Annotated in this window: 17 protein-coding genes; 7 read left to right on the forward strand and 10 right to left on the reverse strand. The window is 63.4% G+C overall.

Annotation, left to right across the window (positions count from 1 at the left end; all coding sequences use genetic code 11):
* Positions 1 to 79: 79 nt before the first annotated feature.
* From BWR02_RS09800 to soxZ, 7 genes are all read right to left on the reverse strand, one after another.
* Complete coding sequence (locus BWR02_RS09800) at positions 80 to 1,333, reverse strand: VOC family protein (protein WP_139557563.1); 1,254 nt, start codon at positions 1,331 to 1,333, stop codon at positions 80 to 82.
* Between the two features lie 189 nt (positions 1,334 to 1,522).
* Positions 1,523 to 3,859 (reverse strand): cytochrome P450, encoded by a 2,337-nt coding sequence (locus BWR02_RS09805; RefSeq protein ID WP_139557564.1) that lies wholly within the window; start codon positions 3,857 to 3,859, stop codon positions 1,523 to 1,525.
* On the reverse strand, positions 3,838 to 5,016 hold the full coding sequence (locus BWR02_RS09810) for a glycosyltransferase family 2 protein (RefSeq protein WP_139557565.1): 1,179 nt from the start codon (positions 5,014 to 5,016) through the stop codon (positions 3,838 to 3,840). Before BWR02_RS09810 ends, BWR02_RS09805 begins: the two co-directional genes overlap by 22 nt.
* Before the next feature lie 46 nt (positions 5,017 to 5,062).
* On the reverse strand, positions 5,063 to 5,617 hold the full coding sequence (locus tag BWR02_RS09815) for a hypothetical protein (protein ID WP_139557566.1): 555 nt from the start codon (positions 5,615 to 5,617) through the stop codon (positions 5,063 to 5,065).
* Positions 5,618 to 5,735: 118 nt separating this feature from the next.
* Complete coding sequence (locus BWR02_RS09820; RefSeq protein WP_201276219.1) at positions 5,736 to 7,031, reverse strand: MFS transporter; 1,296 nt, start codon at positions 7,029 to 7,031, stop codon at positions 5,736 to 5,738.
* Between the two features lie 154 nt (positions 7,032 to 7,185).
* Complete coding sequence (locus tag BWR02_RS09825; RefSeq protein WP_139557567.1) at positions 7,186 to 7,839, reverse strand: lipocalin family protein; 654 nt, start codon at positions 7,837 to 7,839, stop codon at positions 7,186 to 7,188.
* A 414-nt stretch (positions 7,840 to 8,253) separates the two neighbouring features.
* Positions 8,254 to 8,526, reverse strand: coding sequence for a thiosulfate oxidation carrier complex protein SoxZ (soxZ, locus tag BWR02_RS09830; RefSeq protein ID WP_236102095.1), 273 nt, complete (start codon positions 8,524 to 8,526; stop codon positions 8,254 to 8,256).
* Positions 8,527 to 8,805: 279 nt separating this feature from the next.
* On the opposite strand from soxZ, the gene BWR02_RS09835 reads away from it, so the two are divergent.
* Positions 8,806 to 9,165, forward strand: coding sequence for a thiosulfate oxidation carrier protein SoxY (locus BWR02_RS09835; protein ID WP_162560097.1), 360 nt, complete (start codon positions 8,806 to 8,808; stop codon positions 9,163 to 9,165).
* A gap of 4 nt (positions 9,166 to 9,169) precedes the next feature.
* Here BWR02_RS09835 and BWR02_RS09840 read toward each other — a convergent pair whose 3' ends face one another.
* Genes BWR02_RS09840 through nagZ form a run of 3 tightly spaced genes read right to left on the reverse strand, consistent with a single transcriptional unit; the run spans position 9,170 to position 11,475 of the window.
* Positions 9,170 to 9,907 carry an S-methyl-5'-thioinosine phosphorylase gene (locus tag BWR02_RS09840; protein WP_139557569.1) on the reverse strand — a complete coding sequence of 246 codons (738 nt, stop codon included), beginning with the start codon at positions 9,905 to 9,907 and terminating at the stop codon, positions 9,170 to 9,172.
* Between the two features lie 15 nt (positions 9,908 to 9,922).
* The gene (locus BWR02_RS09845) at positions 9,923 to 10,471 is read right to left on the reverse strand and encodes a hypoxanthine-guanine phosphoribosyltransferase (protein WP_139557570.1); all 549 of its coding nucleotides are present in this window, start codon (positions 10,469 to 10,471) and stop codon (positions 9,923 to 9,925) included.
* Positions 10,468 to 11,475: a beta-N-acetylhexosaminidase gene (nagZ, locus tag BWR02_RS09850; protein ID WP_139557653.1), complete on the reverse strand. Its 1,008-nt coding sequence runs from the start codon at positions 11,473 to 11,475 to the stop codon at positions 10,468 to 10,470. Before nagZ ends, BWR02_RS09845 begins: the two co-directional genes overlap by 4 nt.
* A 293-nt stretch (positions 11,476 to 11,768) precedes the next feature.
* Between nagZ and hfq the strand changes: the two genes are divergently transcribed.
* From hfq to BWR02_RS09880, 6 genes are all read left to right on the forward strand, one after another.
* Positions 11,769 to 12,020, forward strand: coding sequence for an RNA chaperone Hfq (hfq, locus tag BWR02_RS09855; RefSeq protein WP_129882651.1), 252 nt, complete (start codon positions 11,769 to 11,771; stop codon positions 12,018 to 12,020).
* A 112-nt stretch (positions 12,021 to 12,132) separates the two neighbouring features.
* Entirely contained in the window at positions 12,133 to 13,362 is a 1,230-nt protein-coding gene (gene hflX / locus BWR02_RS09860; RefSeq protein ID WP_407941061.1) for a ribosome rescue GTPase HflX, read from the forward strand.
* A gap of 132 nt (positions 13,363 to 13,494) precedes the next feature.
* Positions 13,495 to 14,688, forward strand: coding sequence for an FtsH protease activity modulator HflK (gene hflK / locus BWR02_RS09865; protein WP_139557572.1), 1,194 nt, complete (start codon positions 13,495 to 13,497; stop codon positions 14,686 to 14,688).
* On the forward strand, positions 14,685 to 15,545 hold the full coding sequence (gene hflC, locus BWR02_RS09870) for a protease modulator HflC (RefSeq protein WP_236102097.1): 861 nt from the start codon (positions 14,685 to 14,687) through the stop codon (positions 15,543 to 15,545). Before hflK ends, hflC begins: the two co-directional genes overlap by 4 nt.
* 139 nt (positions 15,546 to 15,684) lie before the next feature.
* Positions 15,685 to 16,908 (forward strand): ATP phosphoribosyltransferase regulatory subunit, encoded by a 1,224-nt coding sequence (locus tag BWR02_RS09875; RefSeq protein ID WP_139557573.1) that lies wholly within the window; start codon positions 15,685 to 15,687, stop codon positions 16,906 to 16,908.
* A 150-nt stretch (positions 16,909 to 17,058) separates the two neighbouring features.
* On the forward strand, positions 17,059 to 18,351 hold the full coding sequence (locus BWR02_RS09880) for an adenylosuccinate synthase (RefSeq protein ID WP_139557574.1): 1,293 nt from the start codon (positions 17,059 to 17,061) through the stop codon (positions 18,349 to 18,351).
* Positions 18,352 to 18,357 lie beyond the last annotated feature (6 nt).

Genomic DNA, 18,357 nt, shown 5'->3' on the forward strand with positions numbered 1-18,357 from the left:
GTGACGCTTTCGTGTAGAACGTGAGGCTCGCCGGTTCGGCCAAGTCATTCGGAACCGGCGGCCAGATCGCTGCCGAGAATCAAGTATCCAATACGGCGCTGGCGGCTTCAGCCTGAAGGGCTTGCAGGCTTTCCTCGACGCCCGCGGCGTGCGTCAGTTCGGACACGTTCTGCTTCGTGAAGAATCCGCGGAAGTCGTTGAAACGCTGCACGTACTCGATGATCAGCGAGGAGTGCTCCGAGGCGCTCGAAAAGATCTGCTTGAGTCCCTCTTCCTGCGAGCCGATCACCTCGAGCAGGAAGTCCTTGCCGGCTTCGCGAATCGAGTCCACGACATAGTCAATGTTGGTCTTGTCGGCGCGCTCGCCGTCGGCCACCGCGAACGCGATGTGATGGAGCCGCGGTCCGTAGTTGCGCACGAAGTTCTCGGTGGGTGACGGCAGCTGCAGCAGGTGATTCACGAAGTAGGGGTAGTTCGCGGCCGTGAAGACCTTGGCCGGGCTCACGCGCTCCTCTGAATGGTGAACGCTCTTCGTCACGTTCGTCGAGGAATTCTGGTCGACGATGTCGTAGGAGCCCCAGTAGTAATAGCTCGACAGGCTCAGGAACTCGAGTATCGCCGCCTCTCGGTTCTGGCTGTAGAGGCGCGTCGCGAGGTGATCGATCGGCAGGATCAGATCCTCGATCCGGAGCTTTTTCTGCAGTTCCTTGGCTGCCAGATAGGACTCCTGAACGTCGCTCCGGATGCTGCTGAGGCCGAGGGAGTAGACACGCAGCTGGTCGAGCGGACGCTCCCAATAGCCCAGGATGTTATGCGTGTACGGCGACGGCTTGACGACCGCCATGTTCCCGGGCAGTTCCAGCTTGCGGATCTGGTCCTGCGTGAAAAACCGGATCTCCCGCGCCTGCTGCTGTTCGACGACTTCGTGCAGGTTCGTGACCCGGAACACCTCGCCCATGTAACGTGAGTTCGGTTTGTGCGCTCCGATCGGATAGACCTCGTTGAGGCTGCGGAAGACGCCACGCGTATTCGGGTCCTTTACTTCGCGGATCAGGATGTCCGGCGCGTTCATGTCCACCCGCAGCACATGGGTGTGGTGCGATTCGGATTCCAGCGTCACGAGGTAATGGTAGGGCGACATCAGGCACAACTCGCCGACGTAGGCAGCCGAGCAGCCGGGTTCGACCGTGATCATCATCACGTCGATTTCGCGGATCATCTCGGTCAGGCCGACGCGATCGCGCTCTTCGAGCAGGCGTTCGAGGTATTCCTCGAAGAATGCGGAATTCTGTTTGTCGCCGTTTCGTTGGAAACTCAGCGATAGGGAGGTCATCGGAGTACTCCTTTCACTTTCGGATGTTGCGGTGTTCAGATGTTGAGCGAGCCCTGACCAGCCGGCGGAAACGCGGTGGGGTCACGGGCAGGGCAGAGGAGGCGCGGGCCACGGCGGGTTCGAAAGAGGAACTGTGCGCGGAGCGTAATCAGCCGACATGATCCGCTGTCGGGGCCGCTGGCGTCAAGGTCAGGGAGTCGCGTCGAGGGCTTGGCCGGGCTTGCGCGCCACGAGGAGCACGGACACCGGGCGGCTGCGCGGAGGCAGTGCACGGATCCGATGGGCAAGATGAGCCAGTCCCCAGGCCAGTCCCAGGCTGAGGTGCCAGTCCCAGCGATGGGCAAAATATCGGCCGTCTCGGTCGTATGCCGTCTTGCTCGCGCACAGGCGTTCCATCCAGTGGATCATGCCTTCGTGAGGGGAGGCGCCTAGCTCTGCCAGTTCGATGACCTCGAGCCCGCAGTGCCCAGCGAGCGCTTCAAAGGCAGGTCGGTTCCACCATGACAGATGGTGCGGCGGTGCATTCAGCAGAAAGTTCGGTAGGGCGGTCATCGGTGAGGGGTGCAGCGGGGCGCACAGGATCAACAGGCCTCCGGGCTTCAGCGCCTCCACCATGGATGCGACGAGCCGCCGCGGCTGTGCGAGGTGCTCGATAACCTGGAATGCCGTCACGACGTCATAGGTGGCGGGATGTGCTCGACAGTGCTGTTCGGCGTCTTCCCGCAGCACCAGCGAATCCGCTTCGGCCGGAGCAAAGGGATCCAGCCCCAGAAAGCGGGCATCGGGCACATGGGCGCGGAATGCGCCAACACCGCAACCGATGTCGAGGACGCGATCGCCGGGGCGAACATGCCGCGCTGCCCGGCGGTACTCGACGCGCGAGAGCAATTCTCGGATCAAACGCTCGTGCATATCTACGCGGGAATAAAACTCCGAATAGAACCGGGCATCCCCCTCGATCGCAGGGTGGAAAAACAGCAGCCCGTGATTGGACTCATACAGCCCGAGTGGTGTGTGACCCGGAAACAGGCGGGCGACATCGATCCCGGTGCCGACGCGCCATAGCGAGCGCAGCAGCGAGCGGCGGAGCAGCTGAATCCGCCGTTGCGGCGCTTCCCCGGTGATGGGGCAACGCGGTTCGTCCCGCTCGGCCTCCGCCTCATTGACACGCCGTGTCAGCGACAGGTAAATCTCACGGTCGGGGCGGGAGGTCAGACTGCCGAGGGGTTCCGGCTGATCCGACATCGAGGGCGTGAAGCGGAAGCGTCCGAGCAGCAGGCGGACGATCTGCTGTGCTTCGAGTTCCGCGAAGCGCGCGCCGGGACACGTGCGCGGGCCCATTCCGAACGGAATGTAGGCTGCCCGAGGGCAACCCGGCCCCTGACCCTGCCAGCGCTCGGGCCGGAATTCATCGGGCGCTTCCCAGAGTTTGCGGTGGCGGTGCAGAGTCCACGGCGCAATCACGAAAAAGCTGCCTTTGAGGATAGGTTTGCCGCGAAAGGTCGTCGGCTTATCGGCATCCCGCAGGAAGAAGGCAATCGGTGGGTAAAGGCGCAGCGCTTCCTTGATGAGGGCCTGCGCCGCTTGGTCAGCCTCCTCTGACGCAACGGCTTCGTGGTCCTCCGCCGGGAGCAGGCTTGCGATTGCAGCCTGTCGCTCAGGCGACCGGGCGAGTTCCCAGAATAGCCAACTGAGGACAGATGCCGTTGTCTCGTGGCCGGCGAGCAACATCACCGCGATCTCGTCGACTGCTCGCTCCGCCGTGTCCGATGTGGGATTCAGCAACCCGGCCTCGATGAGTTGGGTGGCGAACGGTGCGGCCCGCACGGCGTGATCCCCAGTGAGTAGCGGCGTGACGAAGCGGTCCCGGATCAGCATCCGCATGGCCGAACCGATCGTTGCCAATTCCATGTGGTCGACGATGTGTGCGTGCAACGTGGAGTCGTCCGCAACCGGCAGCAGCAGCAATGGAACGGCTCGCTGGTGATATTCGAAAAACAGCTCTGCGAAGCGTTCGGACTCCTCGGGGTCGAAGGTCGCGCCCAGGGTGCACAGCGCGACGATGTCCACGGTCATCCGGGACATCTCGGTGCAGAAGGGAAGTCGTTCCAGGGCGCCGGAGCGCAGCCAGCGCTGGAAATAACGTTCCGTTACGGTGCGTGTGACCTCGACGACTACCTCATCCGGAATCGCGGCCAGCGCCCGAGAGTAAAGCTTCCGCGTCTCCCTGACTTCCGGTCCTCCCGGCTGACCGAAGACGCCCGCGCCGATCAGAGGGCGCAACAGCGCGCCGAGAGCCGCGCTTTTCGGAAAAGCGCCGGTGCGATCCTGCATGACGGCCTCGACCACGGCGGGATCGTTGGCCAGGGCGAGCGAGCGGCGGCCGAGATCATAGGTCAGCAGCCAGCGCTCGAGCGGCTTGCCTGCGATGAAGCGGAATGGGCTCGGTGCGATCCGGCGCAGGGCTCGGGTCAGCAGCGTCGAGCGCCCGACGGCGCGCCAGATCAGTGTTCGGAAGGTTGCCATGCGCCTCTCGCAACGACGGCGATAGCGGTGGGACCACCGACGCGGTAGGTCACGTGCCCCCAGGCAACCGACCGGACCCGGGCTGCGGCGATGATCATGCTCCAGTGAAAGGTATCCACCAGGGGCTTGGCGACGCACAGCAGCAGTTGGAGCGGGAGGATGTCGGCCTGATCATGGTGGCCAAGCTGCACGCCGATCCGGTCGAGAAGCCGCGTCTTGCTCAGTGCCAGGCCGAACAGGACGGCGGCAGCGAATCCGGCCAATGGCTGGCGAAAGGCGCAGGCGATGGCTACCCAACAGGCCAGTTGCAGTGTGGCGGTCGTCAGCGCCAGCAGCCAGAGCTGTGGCCGGTAGACCCGGACCATCTGATACTGGCGGCGCCCGAACCGCCAGGCGTCGCCCAGCGTGTATGACAGCGGCGAAGGTACTCGCAGTAAGCGTCGAAACAACACAGGAATGCCGGCTTGTCGCGCGAGCTCGCCTATCGTCAGGTCGTCCGACAAACGGCGCCGGAAATGCTCTGCCAGGGCAAGACGATCGATGGTCTCGCGCCGCATCGCGGTCGAGCCGCCCCAGACGGCTTGAGCCCAGCCGAGGCGGGGCAGGGTCGCAATGCCGCGGTCCAGTGCCAAGATCAGATGTGCGCCTAGTGTATTGCGTGCGATCGTCGGCCAGCGGTAACCCGAAACCACGCCATAGCCCCGGTTCTTCAGCGGCGAAACCAGGGCCGATAGCCACCATGGCTGGGGCTGGATGTCGGCGTCGATGAAGGCCACGAACTCGTCCGCGGCATCGAGCCGGTCGAGCGCGGCGGCCAGATTCACGCATTTCTGGCCGGCCCGCTGGGCGAGACCCGCAAGGATGAGCTCGATCGGTAGCGCGCAATTCGGAATGGCCTCGCAAACGCACCGGTAAGCGGGATCGTCGGCCGATTCGACGGCGATCAGCAGGCGTCGGGGCTTGAGTGTCTGAGCCTGGAGCGCCGCCAGCAGCCCCGGCAAACCGTCGGTGCGCCCGGTCAACGCCATCACCAGGGTGACGGCCGCGTCCGGAACGGCGACGGGTAGGGTGAGGCCGCGCCGGAAAAACGCCGCGGCCAAAACCGACAGGGCGCCGATCACGACGCCGGCCATGATCGCAAAGACTTTCCAGCTCACCGCGTGAAGGCGTGGGCGACTGGCTTCGGGGTCGGCCCGCCGCGCGTCACTCCATCAAGGGAATGCCCTTGGCCATGCCGAACTTGATGCCGGCATCGAGTTTCTGATCGGTCTGGAAGAAGCGGGCGACCTGCTTGGGATTCAATACGGCGTCGAACTTCGGCAGGTATTTTTTCTTGACGTCGAGCGCCTTCTGATCGATGTCCATGTATTCGCGCGTCATCGCGGAGGCATCCTGATCCTGCAGCTTGCCGAAGCGCGCTGCGTAGTCGGCCACGAGCCGCGTCATGCGCTGGCCGAGTGCCGACATCTCGCTACGATAAGCGGTATACACGGGCCAGAAGCGCTTTGCCTCGTCCGGTGTCAGGTCCATGACTTCACCGACGACATTGCGCCGCCGTCCCTCCTCGAGAGCCCGAGACTGGTCCAGATCCTCGAGCGCGCTCTTGTAGGCTGACTCGACCTCGGCCGAATGCGAATTTCCGCCGAGCACCTGGTAGGGCGTTGGGGTCGTTGTCGTGCAACCGGACAGCAGCAGGCCGCCGAGTCCAATCGCGGTCAAGAGCCGGAAGCCGCGCGAATAAGGGACAGAACAATGCATCGTGGTTCGCTCCGTGATGATGTGTCGGAAACGCCGGCGCCCGGTCGGGCCCCGGCGGCAGCCGGGAAGTCTAACAGACGCAGCACGCGGGGCGCAGCGCGTCAGGTGCGTTCAGCGATCAATGCGTCGCGATCGCCGCTGCGCGGCCGCGCTGGGCATTCACGCCGCGCAGCAGCAGCAGACCGGCGATGAAGAACGACCCCGTCAGCAGCATCGCCATCCGATGATCGCCGTTCGAGATCCACGTGACCAAGCCATAGGTCATCGGGCCGAGAATCGACGACAGCTTGACTGCCAGACCCCACAGTCCGAAGAACTCGCCCGCGTGCCGGGGTGGTGACAGATAGCCGACCAGTGCGCGCGCAGCGGACTGACTGGAACCGAGGCACAGTCCGACGAGGTTGGCGGCAATCCAGAACAACAACGGCCCCCGCGCGAGCCAGGCGATAATGACCACGGCGCACCAGCCGACCAGTGTCACGGCGAGGGTTGCGACATGGCCTAACCGGTCCTGCGCCTGTCCGAAGGCAAACGCGCCGATGGCGGCGGTAATGTTGGTCACGACCAGCAGCAGCAGCGTTTCCTTGGTCGTGAATCCCATCGCGACCTGTGCGTAGATTGCGGCGAGACTGACGACGGCCTGAATGCCCGCCTGGTAGAACACGATGCAGATCAGGAAGCGCCATAGATCCTGATACCGCCGAGCCTGATGCAGTGTGGTCGCCAGTCGTCCAAACGTCGCGGCGTACCAGTCCGGCGCACCGCCGAGCGGTTGCGCACGCTCCTTGAGCAGCAAAAAGGTCGGCAGGCTCGCCGCGGCGAAAATCGCGGCGGTGATCAGCATCGTCGCGGGTACCGCAGCATCGGAACCGATCCCTTGCTGATCGGCCCAGTACAGGTAGGCGAGCGAGGCGACCAGGCTCATCAGTCCGCCCAGGTAGCCCAGGCTCCATCCCCAACCGGACAGCTTGCCCATGCCGGTTTCGGTGGCCAGTTCGGGCAGGAACGCCGCGATGATGTTTTCCCCGCTGCCGAAACAGTAGTTCGACAGCACGATCAGCACCATGCCGAACGCCAGATCGCCGCGCCCGACGAGGCTCAGCGCCGCCGTGAACAGCACGCAGCCCGCCGTGGTCGCCAGCAGCACACGCTTCTTGGCGGCCCGCGCGTCGGCGTAGGCACCCAGCAGTGGTCCGGTGATCATGACCAGCGCGTACGAGAGCCCTAGCGCCACGGTCCATGCCAGAGTACCCCAGGCCTTGCCCTCGGCGACGACCCCCACGAAATAGGCATTGAACAGTGCCGTGATGACAACCGTGGTATAGCTGGAGTTCGCAAAGTCGTACATCGCCCAGGCCCAGACCTCGATGGTCCGGACGCCGGGCGCGAGCACGCGGGTGTCGCTCAGGGGCATACGCAGCGTGTCGATTGCGAAGCGAGACAGTGGCCGACGGGAGGTACCCCGCCGCCAGTACCCATCCGTTCGCGATTCACGCTCGATCGGCTCATCCAGGGCGCGGGTCTGGAAGTGATCCTGGACGGCATGCTCATCGCGGTCGGTCGCCTCGTCAGGGCTTCGCGGGAGCCGGGGCGGGGGACGGGGCCGGTTGGGTGGGCGCAGTCGGAACTGTTGCCCCGACCGGTGAAGCTGCCTCCGCCGGTGGCGCGTGGCTGACCCGAATGATCTTGTCGGTGTCGAAGCCCCAGACCTTCGCCTGATGCAGCAGGCCTTGAAGCACGTCTTCCGGGAGCGTTTCCTGGCGTGACAGGATCCACAAATACTTGCGTGAAGGTCCGGTCAGCATCGCATAGCGGTAGTCGTGATCGAGGGCGAGGACGTGATACCCGCCGTAGAACGGACCAAAAAACGACACCTTGAGGCTGCCCACATGCGGGTCCCCGACAAAGCGGGCGTTGCCTTCCTCTTCCTCCCAGCGCCTTTCCTCGGTGTTGTAGCCGCGATTCAGCACCGCGATGTCGCCGTCGGGCTTCAAGGTGTATTCGGCGCTGACGTTTTGCAGCCCCCTTTCGAAACTGTGGTCGAGGCGTGCGATTTCGTACCACGTGCCGAGATACCGATTCACGTCGAAGCCGGTGACAGGCTGAAGTCCTTCGGGGACGCGGGTACATGCCACCAAGGTCGTTAGCAGCACCAGTCCCAGCAAGGGCGCCAACCGGCGGGCCAGTTGAGGGAGGCAGTCGGTCGTGAGATATCGGATCATGGCGTCGAAACGGGATGGGTTGAGCGCATTGCCAGGCAAAACTGCGGCGATACTTTACCCCGGAAGCTTCCGCGCGGCCAATCCCGGTTTCGCGTGCAGCGCCGGTTGGGGTACGCGTCGGGTGCTGGCGCACCCCGCGTTGCAGCGCAGTGATTTCGTGTGCACAGCGCGCGCTGCAGTGCGGGCATCTCAGAACGGGCGCCGCGCGCACGCAACACCCTAACCGCGGAGGCGGTTCTTCGGAAATCCCTGGCGCGAAGATGCGCGTTAGCAAGCCCCCTTGGCCTTCACGCGATCGCCCCAGGGGGCTCAGTCCTGCGCTGTGTCGAGGCGCGATGCCCTTCTCCTGGCGGAGCGTCGAAGCAGCCCTCCGGCATCACGCACGCTCAGGGGTTTATTCGCTGAGGGGTTTATTCAAGGTAACAGCACCTGCTCGGTGCCGGCGCCGCCGAGGTTGTCCGACCAGTGAACCGTGAGCCGGTCGCCGGACGCACCTCCCTCGAACCGGAACGACAGATAGGGATCGCGCGACACCGCGGTACTGAGTGTACAGTCCACCAGCAACTGGCCGTTGCGCTCGATGCGCAGTTCGCGCAGATAGTGCGCCGCGATAAGCGCGTTGCTTGAAGGATCTCTTTGGCGTCCCGTATGCATCGGATGCGTGATCAACAGCCGCACCTCGGTCATGCCGTCGAGTCGTTTGGTTCGAATCTTGATCGGGACCATGCCGGATGAGATGCCTCGAAGAGGGGGACCGCGCCGACGTGAACGATCACGTTGGCCGCGCGCTTGATTTGATGCCGGCGACTAGAGTATCCATAGTCGTATGGCCAGACAAACCGCAGCGGTGGCATGCGCATGAACCCAGGGCAACCCGGTAGCCGGAGAGACTTCCTCCATCGACTCGTCGATGCAGCCCTTCTGGTCTGTGTCGCAGGAGCCTCTCGTGCCGGAACGCGGCCCCGGGTGGCCACGGACGACCCTGACGATCCGTTAGCGCTCGCCTTGCGCCGTGAGGTCGGGCCGGCCGAGCTCGGGAGCACCTCGCTGCTGAGCTTCACGATTCCGGCGGTTGCCGAGGACGGTGCGGTGGTACCGGTCAGCCTGGAAAGCCGGATCGCCCGAACCGATCGGCTGGTACTGTTGGCCGAGAAGAACCCCTTCCCACTGCTCGCGGCCTTCGACTTTGCTGCGCCGGCCGTGCCGTTCGTCACGCTGCGGGTCAAATTGAATGCAACCGGTCGCGTCGTCGCTTTGGCGCGGGCCAACGGCCGCTATTTCGCGACGGAGAGGCTCGTACGCGTCGTCGTGGGGGGCTGCGGCTGAACACTCAGCCCTTCAAGAACGCGCGCAGCAGTTGCGCCACGTCTGTCATCCCGCGGCCCAGGTGTAGCTCGATCTCGGCCATTGTGATCTCGCCCTCGGATTTTCCTGCGCCCCAGTTTGCGACGACTGCACAGCATGCGTATGGCAGAGAGAGCTCGCGTGCCAGCGCGGCTTCCGGCATGCCGGTCATCCCGACCAGATCGCAGCCGTCCCGCTCCATGCGGCGGATCTCGGCAGCCGTCTCCAGGCGCGGTCCCTGGGTGGTGCCGTAGGTTCCGCCATCGACCGCCGCGACCTTAGCCCTATCGGCAGCAGCGAGCAGTCGCTGGCGCAGATCCGCCGTATAGGGTTCGGTGAAGTCGATATGGACGACCTCGGCGAGATCGTCCTCGAAGAAGGTTCCCGCACGGCTGTGCGTGTAGTCGACCAGTTGATCGGGGATGACGACCCGGCCCGGACTCATGGCATCGGTGATGCCGCCGACCGCGGCCACTGCAATGACCTCGGTCGCGCCGGCCGCGCGCAAAGCCCAGATATTGGCGCGGTAGTTGATGCGATGCGGGGGCGTGCGGTGCGGGTTTCCGTGTCGCGCCAGGAAAATCACTTCGCCCCCGTGCAGGCGGCCCTGCAGGAGTTCGGAGGATGGCTCGCCGAATGGTGTCGCGATACGCTCGCTTCCGGTGATCTCGATCCCTTCAAGGCGGGTGAGTCCGGTTCCGCCAATAATCGCCGTGACAGTCATGGCTTGCGTCGTCCGCTACAGGTGGGTGCAGGCATAGATTCCGGCGGCATTGCGCAGGTAATTGCGATAGTCCATCCCGTAGCCGAACAGATAACGGTCGTCCGCCTCCAGGCCGACGAAATCGGCGCGACAGGGTTTGGCGCGCGGTAGCCTCTTTTCGATCAGCACGGCGATCAGCGCGACGGCAGCGCCTTGTTCGACGCAGTAGCGCTGCAACTCGGCCAGCGTGTGGCCCTCATCGAGCACGTCGTCAACCAGCACGACGGTTCGGCCCGCTAGCGGTGTCTTGGGGTGCAGCCGCCACTGGAGGCTGCTGCCCTGCGTCTCGCCGCGGTAACGGCTGACGCTGACGGAATCGAGCTGCAGCGGGAAATCCAGCAGCGGCAGAAGCTTGCCGCAGAAAATGATGCCGCCATCGAGGACGGTGACGACGAGCGGATTGCTGCCCGCGACTCTCCGGGAGAGTTCGGCGGCGACGCGGCAGATGGCTGACTCGACCTCGGCACAGGAGTACAGCAATTCGGCGGCCGCACGGACTTCGGCCAGGTGCGCGAGGGTCGTCATGCCGCCGGCGCCTCGTCGAGGCGGCGCAGCGCCGTCGTTGCTTCGCGCCACTCGGTGCTCTCCGCAAGCTGAGTCCGGACTACTGGAAATCGGCCGCGCATCGCTTCCAGCCGCCTCTGGCGCTCCGGCGGGTCATCGTCGGCGAGCGCGTCCAGAACGGGTTCGACCGCCTCCGAGACGTTACACACGAGCACCATGTCACAGCCGGCGTCCAGGGCCGCCCGGGATCGTTCGGATAGGGTGCCGGCGACCTGCGCGCCGAACATCGATAAGTCATCGCTGAACACCGCCCCAGTGAACCCGAGCCGGCGGCGCAGCACCTCCTCGATCCAAAACCGGGAAAATCCGGCCGGTGAGGCATCGCAGGCGGGGAACAGGACGTGTGCCGGCATGATGCCCTGAATGCCGGCTTCTATCAGCGCGCGAAAGGGGATCAGGTCCCTTTCGTCAATCTCTTCCCAGGCCCGGTGGTCTATCGGGAGGGCAAGGTGGGAGTCCGCGCTGACGCCACCGTGGCCAGGGAAGTGTTTGCCGACGGCTGCCATCCCGGCCCTCTGCATGCCGCGGAAAAAAGCAGCAGCCAGTGCGGCGGCTTCTCCGGGCTGGTTGGAGAATGCCCGGTCACCGATGACCTGGCTGATACCGCATTCCACGTCCAGCACGGGCGCAAAGCTGAAGTCGACGTCGGCCGCGCGCAGTTCGCTGGCCATTAGCCAGCCGGCCGATTCGGCGGCTTGTGCCGCCGTGGCGTCTGACCCGGTGGTGCGATAGGCGGCCGCCGCGGGCAGGCGCGTGAACTCGGTTCGAAAGCGTTGTACGCGGCCACCTTCGTGGTCAACGGCGATCAGTACCCCGGGTCTCGCGTCCCGGATAGCGGCAATCAACGAGCAGAGCTGGGCGAGATTCTCGTAGTTGCGCGAGAACAGAATAACGCCGCCGGTCGCCGGGTGTCGCAGGCGGCGAACTTCGGTCGCGTCCAGCGTCATGCCGGCCAGATCGATCATGACGGGTCCGAGATGCGCGTGGGTCTTCACGATAGCCTTAAGGGAACGAGTTGCGGGCAAAGGATTCTAACCCATTCGCCAGACCGATGGCGCCGTCCATCGGCAGTGGCGAACTTGCACTGGGAGGCTTGGCGTGTCGGCGAATGAACGCCGCTGAGCAAGGGGTCGCGCGAGTTCGGAAGCGCTGCGTCAATGGCGCGCGCGATGGCGGAAAACGGCGTTTTCTGATTAAATGTGGACGTTTGGTGATGCGAGCGGTGCCGCAGCAAGAACTAAAAATAAGGGGAAATAGGATGTCGAAAGGGCAAAATCTGCAGGATCCCTTCCTGAACGTGCTTCGGAAAGAGCATGTACCCGTATCTATCTATCTTGTGAACGGTATCAAATTGCAGGGCAAGATCGATTCCTTCGATCAATATGTGATCATGCTGAAAAACACCATCAGCCAGATGGTTTACAAACATGCGATCTCCACAATAGTACCCGCTCGACAAGTCCGTCTTCCGCACGGCGACGATGCAGAGGGCGAAGGCGAGGATGCTTGAGTGTCCACGGGTCGGAATCTTACCGTAGACAAACTCTCGCCGGGGCACATGATTGTTTGATCGGCCGAGTGCGGGCGAGCGGGCCGTTCTGGTCCACGTTCAGCTGGCACCGGTGCCCAACGACGTTGACGAACTGAGGGAGTTGGCGATCTCCGCGGGTGCCGATCCGGTGGCTGTCGTGCGGACGCGGCGACACAGCCCGGATCCCCGCTATTGCATCGGCAGCGGTAAGTTGACCGAGCTTGCCGAGGTCGTGCAGGCGAGCGAGGCCGAACTCGTTCTTTTCGATAATCCCTTGACGCCAAGTCAGGAGCGGAATCTAGAAAAGGCCTTGAATGTTCGGGTAATTGACCGAACGGCACTGATCCTCGACATCTTTGCGCAGCGCGCGCAATCCTTCGAAGGAAAGCTCCAGGTTGAACTCGCCCAGCTCCGGCACCTGTCCACGCGACTGGTTCGCGGCTGGACCCACTTGGAGCGGCAGAAAGGCGGTATCGGACTCCGCGGACCCGGCGAGACGCAGCTGGAAACCGATAAGCGGCTGATCGCCAATCGCATCCGGCAGATTCGGAAAAAGCTCGACAAGGTCGAGCAACAGCGCGATCAGGGGCGTCAGGCCCGTCGGCGCAACGCAGTTCCCGTCGTCGGCCTGGTCGGTTACACGAATGCCGGCAAATCCAGCTTGTTCAATGCCTTGACGCAGTCCGAGGTGTATGCCGCCGACCAGTTGTTCGCAACGCTGGATCCGACCTTGCGGCGGCGCCCGGTCGGTCCCAATCTGGCGGTCATTCTGGCCGATACCGTCGGCTTCATCCGGGACCTCCCGCACGAGCTGATCGCGGCTTTCCGCTCGACGCTGCACGAGGCGAGCCGAGCGGATCTGTTGCTTCACGTCATCGACGTCAGTGACGAACATGCCGCTGAAAAGTACACGGAAGTCGAAGCCGTGCTGGCAGAGATCGGAGCGGAGTCAGTACCCCGGATCGAGGTCTACAACAAAATCGACCTGATCGAGGGTGAGAGCAGTCGTTACGAGCGGGATTCGGAAGGACGCGTGGCCCGTATCTGGCTCTCCGCGCGATCGCGGGAGGGTCTTGAATGGCTCGATCAGGCGTTTGAGGAGCACTTCGCCGCCGATCTGACCGTGCTCCGGCTGCGCCTGGCGCCCGCCGAGTCCGCGCTGAGAGCCAAACTTTATCAGCTCGGCAGGGTCCTAGAAGAGCGTGACGATGACGGCGGGGGGTGGCACCTGGTGGTGGAACTACCTACCCTCGAACTCCGGCGTCTCGAATCATCCGGTTTCGTCATGCCGCGCGCCGACGTGGCCGAGGCTGCTGCCTAGTACGCAGTTCCCCCGCACCGCGTCCGCGCTCACCGCGCCGGCGTTTAATTTTGTCAGCACGCCGTTTTTTGCGGATAATCGCCGGTCTTGCGGATCGGCCGTAGCCACCGATTGTTTATGAGGAGCGTACTAATGTCCTGGAACGAACCGGGCAGCCCGAAGAAAGACCCCTGGAGTGGGCGCGACCAGCAGGAATCTCCGCCGGATCTGGAAGAAGTGCTGCGATCCTTGCAGGACCGGTTCAACCGCCTGTTCGGCGGCCGTGGCGGCTCAGGCCCGGGCGGCAGCATGGGTAATCCCGGAAAGCTCGTGGGACTGGCCGCAGGCGGTCTCGTTCTGATCTGGATTCTGACCGGTATCTACATCGTGCAGGAAGGCAACCGTGGCGTCGTGACGCGCTTCGGCAAGTACGCAGAGACCACGATGCCCGGCCCGCATTGGCACATTCCGGCGCCCATCGAGAGCGTGCAGATCGTGAATGTCGAACAACAGCGTGTCACCGAAGTCGGCACTCGCGTGAGTGGTCGCTCCTCGCAAGACATGGCGTCCGGCGAATCTCTGATGCTGACGCAGGACGAGAACATCGTCGACGTGCACCTGACCGTGCAATACCAGATAAAGGATGCCAAGGAGTATCTCTTCTCGGTACTGGCCCCGGAAGCCACGCTGAAGCAGGCCACCAAAAGCGCCCAGCGCGCGGTGATCGGCAAGAGCACGATGGATTTCGTGCTGACCGAGGGCCGCAGCGAGGTTGCCGAGGAAATCAAGAACGAAGTCCAGAGGATGCTGGACGACTACGGTACGGGTATCCGGGTGTTGTCGGTCAACCTGATGGATGCCCAGCCTCCCGAGGAAGTGCAGCCCGCCTTCGCGGATGCCATCAAGGCGCGCGAGGACGAACAGCGTTTGAAGAACGAAGCGCAATCCTACGCCAATGAAGTCATTCCGAAGGCCCGGGGCGCGGCGGCGCGTCTGTCCGAGGAAGCTGAGGCGTACAAACAGCGCGTCATCGCTCGGGCACAGGGTGAAGCGGGACGCTTCAGTCGCCTGCTCGCGGAATACGAAAAGGCCCCGGACGTCACGCGCGAGCGCCTTTACATCGAAACGCTGCAGGATATCTACAGCCGCTCGAACGTCACGCTGGTCGATGTCAAGGGCGGCAACAACATGTTCTACCTGCCCCTCGACAAACTGCGAGCGGCAAGCGCTCCCGCCGTCTCGATGGCGGAGGAGGACAGAATCTCTCAGCTTCAGGATTCGTCCGATAGTGGCGCGAGAATCGTACGCCCTGCAGCGCGTGGTCGCGAGGGAAGGAGCCAGCAATGACACAGATAAAGACTATTTCATTCATCGGTATCGTTTTGCTGGTTCTGGCGTCGATGTCGATGTTCACCGTGTCGGAAACCGAAAAGGCGATCAAATTTCAATTGGGAGAGATCGTTCGGGACGACTACACGCCGGGTTTGTATTTCAAAATTCCGCTGATCAATAACGTCAAGAAGTTTGATGCGCGGGTGCTGACTCTGGAGTCACGTCCGGAGCGCTACCTGACATCGGAAAAGAAGAACGTCATCGTCGACGCCTTCACCAAATGGCGAGTCAAGGACGTCGCGACGTATTACAAAAAGGTCTCGGGCGATATCGCGCAAGCCAACATCCGCCTCGACCAGAACATCAAGGATGCCACGCGCAGCGAATTCAGTCGCCGCACGATCGGGCAGATGCTTTCCTCGGAACGCAACGAATTGCGCGACATCCTCGTGAAGGCGCTCGCCCCCAAGGCCGAGGAATTGGGTGTAGAGATCCTGGACATTCGCATCATGCGAGTCGACCTGCCCAGCGAGGTCAGTTCGTCGGTCTATCGAAGAATGGAAGCCGAGCGGGCGCGCGTGGCGCGTGATTTCCGGTCGCGCGGCGCGGAGAGCGCCGAGCGGATTCGCGCCGATGCGGATAGGCAGCGCGAGATCATCCTGGCCGAAGCCTATCGGGACGCGGAACTGAAGCGTGGTGAGGGCGATGCCACGGCATCCGAAACCTATGCGCAGTCCTACGGTAAGAACAAGGATTTCTTTGCATTTTACCGCAGCCTGAGCGCCTACAAGGGCGCGTTCCAGGGCGAAGGGAATACGATTGTGACGGATCCGGATTCAGAGTTCTTCCGTTACTTCAAGCAGCTCCGCTAGACTTCCGGACCGGGACCCCGGCAGCCCCGATCTCCAGGCGCTGCCGCGGTCTCATGACCGAGATGCCATCCTGTATCATTCCAGCGCCCGGACCACCGCAGCGGTGTCCGGGCGCAACGCCGTGTCAATTGCCGATCACATGACTCGTCCCAGCCTCCACGACGATACTTGGCTGCTCCCCGAGGGCATAGAGGAAATACTCCCCGACGACGCGGCGCGTCTGGAACGTATGCGTCGAGAAGTGCTCGATCTGTTTTCCACCTGGGGTTATCGCCTCGTGGTGACGCCGCTGATCGAGTTCATGGATTCCCTGCTGACGGGAACCGGGCATGATCTCGACATCAAGACCTTTAAACTGATCGATCAAGTCAGCGGCCGCCTGTTGGGGGTCCGCGCGGACATGACACCGCAGGTGGCGCGGATCGATGCCCGCCATTCGGAAGAAGGCGTGCCATCCCGAATGTGCTATCTCGGAACCGTGCTGCATACGCTCAACGATCGGCTGGAGTCCTCGCGCAGTCCGATGCAGGTCGGTGCCGAGTTGTACGGCCATGCTGGCGGTGCCAGCGACCTGGAAGTCGTGGCGCTGATGTTGGAGATGCTGGCCGTCGCAGGGATCTCCAGCGTGCACCTCGACCTCGGGCACGTCGGTATTTATCGTTCGCTGGCGGCAGCCGCCGGGCTGGATTCGATCACCGAGAGGGAGTTGTTCGAGATCCTGCAGCGGAAGGCGCGCCCGGAACTGGGTGAGTGGCTGACCGCAGCCGCAGTGACGCCGACGGTAGCCGACCAGTTTGCCGCATTGATCGATCTCAATGGTGGGGTGGAGGTGCTGGCTCAGGCACGACAGCGTCTCGCTGCGGGCGACGGCGCACTGCATCGGGCGCTGGACGAACTGGAGAGCATCGCCCACGCCGTGCAGCGACGCTTCCCCAGTCTCCCGATTCATTTCGACCTCGCTGAACTCCGGGGTTACCATTACCAGACCGGCGTCGTGTTCGCCGCCTTCGTACCGGGCTATGGCCGTGAGATCGCGCGTGGGGGACGCTACGACGATATCGGTCGCGTCTTCGGTCATGCCAGGCCGGCAACGGGATTCAGCGCGGATCTGCGGGTACTCGCGCGCCTTGGAGTGCAAACGCCCGCCGGTGACGACCTTCAGGGCACGGTCTTCGCGCCTTCCGTCGAGGACGAGTCGCTGCATAGCGAGATCCGTAGCTTGAGAGCTGCCGGGCGGACCGTGATCTGTGAGCTTCCCGGTCAGGCAGCCTCGCCGCAGGCCATGGGCTGCACCCACCGATTGGAGTCGCGGGCGGGCGCATGGCAGTTGACGCCGGTGGCGGAGTTCGACGGACCGGCTTGATTCGGTCTGCATAGCAGGGGTTTCTCTTCTGTTCTCGCGCCGGTTCGCGGGGTCTGAAATACCCCCGCCCCGACAGCTAAGCTCGCGCGGGTGCTGCCCGACGGAAGCCTTCGGGCCCAACATCATTTTGATTGGTTAGAGAGTGTTTTCATGGGAAAAAACGTCGTCGTCATCGGCACGCAGTGGGGCGATGAAGGAAAGGGGAAACTGGTCGACCTGCTGACGGAGAACGCGGATGCCGTGGTGCGCTTCCAGGGCGGTCACAATGCTGGACATACGCTGGTGATCGACGGTCGGAAGACCGTACTGCATCTGGTGCCCTCGGGGATCCTGCGGGCAGGCGTGCAGTGCCTGATCGGCAACGGCGTCGTCCTGTCGCCCGAAGCGCTGCTCAGTGAGATTGACGTGCTCGAAAAGGCCGGTGTGGCGGTACGCGAACGTCTGCAGATCAGCCAGTCCTGCGCCATCGTGCTGCCCCTGCACGTGGCACTCGATACGGCCCGGGAGAAGGCGCGAGGCAGCAAGGCCATCGGGACGACGGGGCGGGGCATCGGTCCGGCCTACGAGGACAAGGTGGCACGGCGCGGCATTCGCGCCGGCGATTTCCTGAATCCGGCCTTGTTCAGCGAGCGTCTGCGCGAACTCTGGGAACTCCATAATTTCGTGCTGACGCGGTATTTCGCGGAGCCTGGCATCGACTTCGACCGCATGCATGATGAGGTCATGGCGGTCGGCGAAAATATCCGCGGGATGCTGGGTGACGTCGCGGAAACCTTGTATGGCCTGCAGGCGGCGGGTCGCAACGTGCTTTTCGAAGGCGCCCAGGGCGCGATGCTCGACATCGACCATGGTACGTATCCCTTCGTGACCTCGTCCAACACCACCGCCGGTGGGGCTCCGTGCGGCACCGGCGTCGGGCTGCTCGATTTCGACTATGTACTCGGCATCACCAAGGCCTATTCGACCCGAGTCGGCAACGGCCCGTTTCCGACCGAACTGTTCGACGAGACGGGTGAGCATTTATCGTCTCGCGGCGCGGAGTTTGGTGCCACCACTGGCCGGCGGCGGCGTTGCGGGTGGTTCGATGCGGTGCTGATGCGTAAATCCGCCCGGCTCAACAGTCTGAGCGGCTTGTGTCTGACGAAGCTGGACGTGCTGGATGGGCTAGAGAGCATCGGTCTGTGCGTCGCTTATCGCCACGACGGGGCCGTGATCGATGTCGTGCCGCAGGGTGCAGAGAACTATGCCCGGTGTGAGCCGGTAATCGAAACGCTGCCGGGATGGTCGCAGTCGACGGCCGGGATTACACGGATGGACGAACTACCCGCCAATGCGAGGAATTACATCCGGCGCATCGAGGATCTGGTTGGGGTGCCGGTCGACATTCTTTCGACTGGGCCGGATCGTCAGGATACGATCATCTTGCGGGATCCGTTCGCGTGAACGGGG

The sequence above is a fragment of the Methylotetracoccus oryzae genome (assembly GCF_006175985.1).
GTDB classification, from domain to species: Bacteria; Pseudomonadota; Gammaproteobacteria; order Methylococcales; family Methylococcaceae; genus Methylotetracoccus; species Methylotetracoccus oryzae.